Origin of the sequence: Ruminococcus sp. AM42-11 (assembly GCF_003480145.1) — a bacterium.
GTDB classification, from domain to species: domain Bacteria; phylum Bacillota; class Clostridia; order Lachnospirales; family Lachnospiraceae; genus Blautia_A; species Blautia_A faecis.
Genome location: NZ_QUIO01000074.1, coordinates 1 through 8,675 on the forward strand (window position 1 = coordinate 1; position 8,675 = coordinate 8,675).

6 protein-coding genes and 5 pseudogenes are annotated in these 8,675 nt (G+C 47.0%); 6 read left to right on the forward strand and 5 right to left on the reverse strand.

The features are described 5' to 3' along the window. Positions 1-375: 375 nt before the first annotated feature. The 5 genes and pseudogenes from DW904_RS22000 to DW904_RS22020 all read right to left on the reverse strand — a co-directional run bounded on the left by DW904_RS22000 (position 376) and on the right by DW904_RS22020 (position 4,009). Positions 376-963 (reverse strand): SOS response-associated peptidase family protein, encoded by a 588-nt coding sequence (locus tag DW904_RS22000; RefSeq protein ID WP_118584255.1) that lies wholly within the window; start codon positions 961-963, stop codon positions 376-378. Positions 964-1,050: 87 nt separating this feature from the next. Then, a complete protein-coding gene (locus DW904_RS22005) occupies positions 1,051-1,833 on the reverse strand; it encodes a PhzF family phenazine biosynthesis protein (protein ID WP_118584256.1) in 783 nt (260 codons plus the stop codon). A gap of 169 nt (positions 1,834-2,002) precedes the next feature. Continuing rightward, a pseudogene (locus DW904_RS22010) lies at positions 2,003-2,386 on the reverse strand (arsenate reductase ArsC); the annotation flags it as partial. A 25-nt stretch (positions 2,387-2,411) separates the two neighbouring features. After that, positions 2,412-3,020, reverse strand: a pseudogene (locus DW904_RS22015) (thymidine kinase); the annotation flags it as partial. A gap of 110 nt (positions 3,021-3,130) precedes the next feature. Continuing rightward, a complete protein-coding gene (locus DW904_RS22020; RefSeq protein WP_279254420.1) occupies positions 3,131-4,009 on the reverse strand; it encodes a DUF1848 domain-containing protein in 879 nt (292 codons plus the stop codon). Positions 4,010-4,319: 310 nt separating this feature from the next. Here DW904_RS22020 and DW904_RS22025 point away from each other — a divergent pair. The 6 genes and pseudogenes from DW904_RS22025 to DW904_RS22040 form a co-directional block, all read left to right on the forward strand. Further along, a pseudogene (locus DW904_RS22025) lies at positions 4,320-5,279 on the forward strand (DUF6017 domain-containing protein); the annotation flags it as partial. 84 nt (positions 5,280-5,363) lie between these two features. After that, positions 5,364-5,555, forward strand: a pseudogene (locus DW904_RS24390) (DUF5348 domain-containing protein); the annotation flags it as partial. 41 nt (positions 5,556-5,596) lie between these two features. Beyond that, positions 5,597-6,073: a PcfB family protein gene (locus tag DW904_RS22030; RefSeq protein ID WP_007037035.1), complete on the forward strand. Its 477-nt coding sequence runs from the start codon at positions 5,597-5,599 to the stop codon at positions 6,071-6,073. Next, a complete protein-coding gene (locus DW904_RS22035) occupies positions 6,070-7,878 on the forward strand; it encodes a VirD4-like conjugal transfer protein, CD1115 family (RefSeq protein ID WP_007037036.1) in 1,809 nt (602 codons plus the stop codon). Before DW904_RS22030 ends, DW904_RS22035 begins: the two co-directional genes overlap by 4 nt. Continuing rightward, complete coding sequence (locus DW904_RS23210) at positions 7,865-8,035, forward strand: hypothetical protein (protein ID WP_002569167.1); 171 nt, start codon at positions 7,865-7,867, stop codon at positions 8,033-8,035. The genes DW904_RS22035 and DW904_RS23210 overlap by 14 nt, the downstream gene beginning before the upstream one ends. 411 nt (positions 8,036-8,446) lie before the next feature. Further along, positions 8,447-8,569, forward strand: a pseudogene (locus DW904_RS22040) (Maff2 family protein); the annotation flags it as partial. Positions 8,570-8,675 lie beyond the last annotated feature (106 nt).

Genomic DNA, 8,675 nt, shown 5'->3' on the forward strand with positions numbered 1-8,675 from the left:
CTCATAGCAGTTACCCGCTACTTTGTAGATATTAGACTCAACTGACGGAACAGCAGGTCTTACACCTTACGGTAAGACAATAAATGTAGTGACTTTCAAGTCACACAAATGAATTTGCGTCACTGTGTAAAATCTTTCGTTCCACAGGATTCACCTCTCTTATATTAAGAACGTATGTTCTGTTTTCTTATTATATAGCCTCACTTATCGGATGTAAAGTGGTAAATGTTTCTTTTACTCCCTTTTTTTCGTTGTGTCCAATTTATCGGAATAAACCCTTGGTTTTAATACCGATCCTATTTTCCATTTTGTGCGAAAATAAAAAGGCTGGTTCTGTGAATGATTCACATACCAGCTTTTTTCGGGATTCTATTTTCAAAACAAAGACTGCTGCTCATAGGGCGTATAGCGTTCTAATGAAACCGGCTCCTGCTGCAAGAGTTTTCCTGCACTTTCCTTTTCACTAAGCCAGGGAACAACCTGGCTGCTTTCCAGAACCAGCGGCATTCGGTCATGTACCAGTTTCATGGAATCATTGGCCTGTGTCGTAAGAATGATAAAACGGTCTTCCATACCAAACCGGTCATAAAATCCTGCCAGATACATGGTATTCCCATCTTTCCGGTAAAAAGTATTCTTTTCCTTCTGATGGTTCCATTCATAGAAACCGCTTACTGGAATCACTGCCCGGTGATAGGAAATCCCATTCTGAAAGATCCGCTTCTCTTTTACAGACTCTGCCCTGGCATTAAAAATGATGCCTTTTTTCTGCCAGCCTGGATACCCCCAGGTTTTTTCGGTCAGGCAAAGCCTTCCCGGCTCTTTCCATACAAGAACGGGAGCCGTTTCCGTAGGATGAATGTCCCCGGTCTGGATTTTTTTCTTTACGTTCTGCTCAACCAGGGAGACAATCCGTTGTAGATCCTGATAGGTTTCTTCTGAGATGTAATATCTTCCGCACATGTTCTATCCCTCTTTCATCCATACTATAAAGTTTCTTTACTTCTCTTAGTATTTCTTTTATTAAAAGGAATCTTCGATAGCTCCCATTTAGAGTTTTGCCTTAATATCAGCAACCGCAACCAATACGGCTTCCCCGCTGATCTTTATCCTTCCTTTATCCAGAAGTTCAAGGTAAAGATATCCCCCACGTCTGGATGCCTGATACGCTTTAATCGCAGGCTTGTTCAAAACTCTGGACCAGTACGCAGCGATCTGGCAATGCGCAGACCCACATACAGGATCTTCTGCAATGGATAGTTTCGGACAGAAGCTTCTCGAAACACAGTCCACATTTATTCCTGCAGCTGTAGCGTTCTGGATCCTGCCCTCGATTTCCTTTAAAAGTGTCTGGTCAGGCTGCATCTTCCGTACCTGCTCTTCCTTTTCAAAGACACAGATCAGATCAAGCCCCAGAACTGCTTTTTGTGGCCGTACCCCGAATGCCCTTTCCATTGCATCCGTAACTGGTATCTCACAAAGTTCATAGGTTGGAAAATCCATTTCATATAGATTTTCGTCTTTCCTGACCGTCAGCTTTCCACTAAGGGTATGGAATGTAACAGCATCGCTTTGGGGTTCATAATAATTCAGGATCACAAAAGCAGAAGCCAGTGTTGCATGCCCGCATAATTCCACTTCCGTTCCCGGTGTGAACCATCTTAAATGGTAGCCTTTTTCTTCTTTTACAATAAATGCTGTTTCGGAAAGATTGTTTTCCATGGCAAGCTTCATCATAGATTTCTCAGGCGGCCAATGATCCATCACACAAACCGCTGCCGGGTTTCCGGAAAACGGTTCATTTGTAAAAGCATCCACGATATATTGCTTCATTTCTTTACTTTTCTCCAATCCTAACGTACAATTTTCATTTGAACTATCAAAATCTATTTTAATTTTCTGCAAAGTAATGTTTCAGCGCATATTCAAAATGAAGGTTGAACTTTGCTGCCGCTTCTTTGCTTACCTGTAATTCTGGCTTTAGCATATCAAAAGCATGCTTCTTTAATTCAAGGATTTTCTTCCTGATTTCTTCCATAACTAATTTAAACGCCTCATCGCTTTTTCCCGTTGGATCTTCCAGTCCCCAGTTATCGTCAAAAGATCTGCCAATAAACGGGCATCCGACATTGCATCCCATGGAAATCACAATATCAGGCGTGGGGATATCGCAAATCAGTTTGCTGTACTGACCATCTGCTTCCATATCTATTCCATATGATTCTTTCATAATCCGGACCGCATCCTGATTGATCTGCGGTTTTGTCTCTGTACCAGCCGAATAGCTTTCAAATACATCTGATGCCAAATGCTTTCCGAATGCTTCTGCTATCTGGCTGCGGCATGAATTATGGACACAGATAAAAGCTACCTTTTTCTTACTCATAGAATAGTCCCCTTCCTCTTATATCTTACTCTTTTTCCATAATTTTACAGTTTCTCCTGGTGCTCGTTTCATTTTCTGCTCCAGCTTCTTTCCATAATTTTCCTTCTTTGTAGTGCTTCCGGCAAAGCGCCACATAGCTTTCATTGGAGCCAAGCATGATCTGCGCACCCTCCCGTACAATTTTTCCATTTGCATACCGGGTATTACACTGTGCACGCTTTCCACACCAGCAGACAGTCGGCACCTCTTCTATGACATCTGCAATCTCCATCAGACGTCTGGAGCCAGAAAATAAGCGGTTGCGGAAATCGGTGCGCAGTCCATAGCAGATCACTGGAATATTATAAAAATCCACAAGGTCGGACAAAGTGTCTATTTTCGCTTCCGAAAGGAACTGTGCTTCATCTACCAGAACTGCATCCACTTTCTTTCCCTGATAACTGTATTCTTTATTTCCTTCTTTCCAGGTTTGGGAAATCTCTTTTAAAAATTCATCCACGTATTCTGCTGAAGCAGACAATCCCATACGGGACTGGATCTTGCGTTCTCCATCCCGGTTGTCTGTTCTTGGTTTTAACAAAACGGCATACTGACCGCGCTCTTCGTAGTTATAACGGACCATTAGTATGTTTGCTGATTTCGAGCTTCACATTGCTCCGTAGCGGAAATATAATTTTGCCATTTTCAGACTCTCCTTATGCTCAGTGTTCTTTCAAAAGCTTTTCCATATAGCTTTTCCTTCTATCAATCAAATTTCAGAACCAGTTGTCCGTCGATCCAGCTTTTCTGATCCGCCTGATGTATTTTATCATCCGCTTTTAAATTTCCAATCAAAAACGGGGATTTCGGATCATGCAAAGCATAATTCTGACGAACCGTTTTGGTATCATAATTAGCATAACAATATTTGCATCCATGAAGGCAGGTATTATATGCTCCAATATCATTTCCCATAAAACAGGCACATTCTTTCCGTAGTGGCTGCTTTTTCGGTATATCCAGCGTGGTATGGAGGGCTTTTTCGTATGTTTCCTGTGTCATACAGCCATTGCAATCTGCCCCATAACAGGCTAATTCTGTTCCTTCTCCACAGGGATATACTTTCATTTCATGTGCCGCGGCTATCTGTATCATGGTTTTCCCAAGTGACAGACGTTTTTCTTTTGGTACAGCTTGGGCTTCCGGAAAATTTCTTCTCACTTTCTGGTACAGGTCGATGAAACTGATCACGCAGGTATGGGTATAGCCCTCAAGGGCCTGTGCGATCTGTGTAAACTTTTGGATATGGACCTTTGGCGTATAAGTCTCATTCAGGAATATAGGGTCATAACGCCATCCCATGGAATCCGGTCCTGTAATCTCAGCCAGTTGCCGAAATGTATCTATTACCGCTTCTACATCTGGAACCAGAGGCTCTATTTCTTTTCCATAAGGGGTAATGGTAACGAACCAGTACATTCCATATGTTTTCAGTAAATCCATGTGTGAAAGCATAGGCGCCGGATTTTTCGAGCAGAACGCAATCAGATCTACCACAGAAGGCGAAAAGATATATCTTGTTACCTGCTGCGGCTGGTATGGATTCCGAACCATCACGTAGCCCTCTTTTATTCGGTTACACAGCCATTCCGAAAGCTGACGTTAGATAACGATACTTTTGAAAACACTGGAAAATCAAGGTTTTTCGAGCGACGGACAAGCAGGGTATTGTACTAAAAACTGAATACGACGCAGAAGCGGCGTTTCTTACTCTCTACATGGGAGAACAGGAACGCCGCTTTTTTCATGCCCTTTGTTACGCAGTAGGGGCAGAAAAAGCCTTGCTACAAGCGGTTTTCCGGGCGCGTATCTGGCGCGGAAAGGGATTTATACCTTATCCCCCGAAACCGCGCTTCTACTGCGTAACAAATCCAAAGCAAAGGAGCTATGAACTATGGCAGTTTTCAGAGTGGAACGAAACAAGGGCTATACCGTAATGAGCAACCACCACCTACGCAACAAGGAGCTTTCCCTAAAGGCAAAGGGGCTGTTGTCGCAAATGCTGTCACTCCCCGAAGATTGGGACTACACCTTGAAAGGCTTATCCCTTATCAACCGGGAGAAGATAGACGCTATCCGCGAAGCCATTAAGGAACTTGAACGCGCCGGGTATATCGTCCGTTCAAGGGAGCGCGACGAGAAAGGACGCTTGCGGGGCGCGGACTATGTGATATTCGAGCAGCCGCAGCCGCCTACGCCGGATTTACCTACATTGGAAAATCCAACATTGGATAATCCAATGCAGGAAAAACCAACATTGGAAAAACCTACGTTGGAAAATCCAACGCAATTAAATAAAGATATACAAAGAACTGACTTACCAAAAAAAGAAAAATCAAATACAGATTTATCAAGTACCCATTCCATTCCTATCCTTTCCCCTAACCCCTCTCCTTGCAGAGAAGCGGCTGCGCCGCCGGAACGGAAAGGAACGGAAGCGGCAGCACAGAGCGCAGTTGATATATACCGGGAAATCATCAAGGACAATATCGACTACCACATTCTCAAACAGGACATGAAGTTTGACAGTGACAGGCTGGACGAGATTGTAGACCTCATGCTTGAAACCGTATGCACCGCCAGAAAGCGGGTACGGATTGCGGGGGACGACTACCCGGCAGAGCTTGTGAAGTCAAAGTTTATGAAACTAGACGGCGAGCATATCCGCTTTGTGCTTGACTGTATGCGGGAGAACACAACCAAAATCCGCAACATCAAGCAATATCTGAAAGCCGCCCTTTTCAACGCCCCGTCCACAATCGGCAACTACTACACTTCCCTTGTCGCCCATGACATGGCAAGCGGCGCACTGTCACCGAAAAAGCCGCAGTACGGCGACCCGGACTATTATTCATGCAATGAGGCGAAAGCCTGTAACCACCCACAACCACAAAAGGAGGATTTTATTATGGCACAGAAAATGACAGGAGCATTGGTATTTGACGAGCGCACCGACCGTTACGACATCCGCTTTGACTTAAACAGCTACTACGGGGGCTTGCATTGCGGCGAGTGCTTTGACGTATTCGTGCGGGGCAAGTGGAAGCCGACCCGGATTGAGTACGGCGACAACTGGTATCTTGTGGGTATCAGAGCCGAGGACTTGAACGGGCTGCGGGTGCGTATCTGACCGCCGCCCCATAAAGAAACGCGAAAGGAGGACGCGACAAATTGCAGGACGAAGTAAACGAAAAGACCATAGCCCTTTACATCAAGACCGGGAAGCTGACCGCGCAGACGCTCCAAAAGGCAATGAAAGCCATACTGTCAAAGGGCAAAAAGCAGCTTGCAAAACCGCCACAGGGCAAGCAGAGCTTAAAGCAGCTTATGAAGCAGAACGCGGGCGTTTCCAACATTGAGATTACCGAGGGCAATATCAAAGCCTTTGAGAGTACGGCGAAAAAGTACGGTATCGACTTTGCGCTGAAAAAGGACGCGACGGAAAGCCCGCCCCGCTATCTGGTTTTCTTCAAGGGGCGGGACGCGGACGTACTGACCGCAGCCTTTAAGGAATTTTCCGCAAAAAAGCTGACACAGGAGAAAAAGCCCTCAATCCGAAAGCTGCTCTCTACCCTCAAAGAAGCTGCACAGGGCAGAAACGCGGAACGGGCAAAGGTCAAGAACAAGGACAGGGAGGTATCGCTATGAAGCCGGAAATCAAGAAGCTGCTTATCCTAAATCTCCCGTATCTGCTCTTTGTCTGGCTCTTTGATAAAGTGGGCGCGGCTGTCCGGCTCTCCCCCGGCGCGGACGCAAGCGCAAAGCTGCTACATCTTGGGGACGGTTTTACCGCCGCCTTTTCCAGTATCGCGCCGAGCTTCCACCCGGCAGACTTAGCTTTAGGCATTGCGGGGGCGGTCATTGTCCGGCTGATTATCTACACCAAAGGCAAGAACGCGAAGAAATACCGCCGCGGGACAGAATACGGTTCGGCGCGTTGGGGCGGGGCTGACGACATAAAGCCGTACACCGACCCGGTATTTGAGAACAATATCCCCTTAACGCAGACGGAACGGCTCACCATGAACAGCCGCCCGAAGCAGCCGAAATACGCAAGAAACAAAAATATCCTTGTAATCGGCGGTTCCGGCAGCGGCAAGACCCGGTTCTTTGTGAAACCGTCGCTCATGCAATGTACGTCAAAGGATTTTCCAACGTCGTATATCGTCACTGACCCGAAAGGAACACTGATTTTGGAAACCGGGAAAATGTTACAGCGGTACAAATACCGTATCAAAGTGCTAAATACGATTAACTTCAAAAAATCCATGAAATACAATCCCTTTGCCTATCTGCGGAGCGAAAAGGACATTTTGAAGTTAGTCAATACCATTATCGCCAACACCAAAGGCGACGGGGAAAAATCCGGCGAGGATTTCTGGGTGAAAGCGGAAAAGCTCTACTACACCGCGCTAATCGGCTACATCTGGTATGAAGCCCCGGAGGACGAGAAGAACTTCACGACGCTGCTTGAGATGATAAATGCGTCGGAAGCCCGCGAGGACGACGAGGATTTCCAGAACCCGGTTGACCTCATGTTTGAACGTCTGGAAGAAAAAGACCCGGAACATTTTGCAGTCAAGCAGTACAAAAAATACAAACTTGCGGCGGGCAAGACCGCAAAAAGCATACTTATCTCATGCGGCGCGAGGTTAGCCCCATTCGACATTAAGGAGCTGCGGGAGCTTATGGAAACCGACGAAATGGAGCTTGACACCATAGGCGACAGAAAGACCGCCCTTTTCGTCATCATCAGCGACACCGACGACACTTTTAACTTTGTCGTTTCAATCCTTTACACACAGCTATTCAACTTGCTTTGTGACAAGGCAGATGATGAATACGGCGGGCGGCTTCCCGTCCATGTTAGGTGCTTACTTGATGAATTTGCGAATATCGGGCAGATACCAAAGTTTGAAAAGCTCATTGCAACGATACGGAGCCGGGAAATATCCGCGTCAATCATCTTGCAGAGCCAGTCACAGCTAAAAGCCATTTACAAAGACAACGCCGATACCATAGTCGGCAACTGCGACACCACGCTTTTCTTGGGCGGCAAGGAGAAAACCACCCTTAAAGAAATATCGGAAATTTTAGGAAAAGAAACGATAGACAGCTTTAACACGTCCGAAACAAGGGGGCGGGAGCTTTCGCATGGGCTGAACTATCAGAAATTGGGAAAGCAGCTTATGACGGAAGATGAAATTGCAGTCATGGACGGAGGGAAATGTATCTTGCAGCTACGCGGGGTGCGCCCGTTCTTTTCGGACAAATTCGACATAACGAAGCACCCGAAATACAAGTACCTGTCCGACGCAGACCCGAAGAACGCCTTTGACATGGAAAAGCACCTTAAACGCCGCCCCGCCATTGTCAAGCCCGACGAGGTTTTTGACTATTACGAGCTTGACGCGGCAGACTTACAGGAGGACGCAGACCATGAGGAAACGTAGCGCAGAGGAAAAACAAAAGCAGCTTGAACGGTTTTTAATGAATGTTGCGGAAGCCGCCGACGCTGCATTATGGGAGTATTGGCGGGAAAAGGAAGCGGAACACCGCCGTTTTGCAACGGAGTATGTCACGCGCCGGGGGCTTATCCCGCAACAGTGACAGCATGGCAGACCGCCGGGGGACAGGGGAAGCTACACTTCCCCTACGCTGCCTTGCGGCAGCTACCCCTTTGTGAACTTGCGGGAAGCGAACACCTTGCTACGCAAGCTATTCACTTCCCGCAAGTCTGAAAAAAACGTCCGGCAGCACAGCGGAACACAGAAAGGAGCGATTGAAGCAATCACATCTATCCATACCGGCTACATGATACGCGCCCCCACTTTCCGGCGCAGTACACAGCGGCAGGAGCCGCACCCCTTACAACTGAATACCGCCGCGCCGCAGAACTTACGCAGCGCGGGGACAGCCGCCTTTACCAGAGGGCGGTTTTTTTGTGCGGCGGCGACCATACGCTGACCGCCTTTTGTCCGCTTGCCGGACAGCCGCAGACGCGGCAGAAAGGATATATTTATGGCATTTTTCAATAGCGCAGTAGACGTTTTGCAGACCCTTGTTGTAGCACTTGGAGCCGGGCTTGGTATCTGGGGCGTAATCAATCTGATGGAGGGCTACGGCAATGACAATCCGGGCGCAAATGCTCATGTACAGTAAAGAAGCAAACAACCGAAAACAAGAGATAGACCGCCAGCACCACACTATTCCGAACCAAAGAGCAAACGACAAGCACCATGGAAATGTG

What these genes read in the sequence shown, in the direction of transcription:
- DW904_RS22000 (WP_118584255.1), bottom strand. Translation starts at nt 963, where the DNA reads ATGTGCGGAAGATATTACATCTCAGAAGAAACCTATCAGGATCTACAA.
- DW904_RS22005 (WP_118584256.1), bottom strand. Translation starts at nt 1,833, where the DNA reads ATGAAGCAATATATCGTGGATGCTTTTACAAATGAACCGTTTTCCGGA.
- DW904_RS22035 (WP_007037036.1), top strand. Translation starts at nt 6,070, where the DNA reads ATGAAGCCGGAAATCAAGAAGCTGCTTATCCTAAATCTCCCGTATCTG.
- DW904_RS23210 (WP_002569167.1), top strand. Translation starts at nt 7,865, where the DNA reads ATGAGGAAACGTAGCGCAGAGGAAAAACAAAAGCAGCTTGAACGGTTT.